A 330-nucleotide genomic window follows, 5' to 3' on the forward strand; every position below is an offset into this window, starting at 1 on the left:
CTTCTCCGCGCACGCGGAGGTATTTCCCTGACAACCCATACTCGAAGTCGGGGAAGGCCACTCTTCTCCGCGCACGCGGAGGTATTTCCTAATTTTGACCGTGCCGCGCACCTCATCATGGCTCTTCTCCGCGCACGCGGAGGTATTTCCGTTGTTGGGGTTTGGGCTTGATGCTGAAGTAACTCTTCTCCGCGCACGCGGAGGTATTTCCGCTTCTACCACCTGGATTACCGGGACTTCTACCTCTTCTCCGCGCACGCGGAGGTATTTCCAAAGGGAGGATAAAGATGGATTACCGCTACATCTCTTCTCCGCGCACGCGGAGGTATT

The organism is Corynebacterium sp. HMSC077D03, assembly GCF_001808545.1.
Taxonomy (GTDB): Bacteria; Actinomycetota; Actinomycetes; order Mycobacteriales; family Mycobacteriaceae; genus Corynebacterium; species Corynebacterium simulans.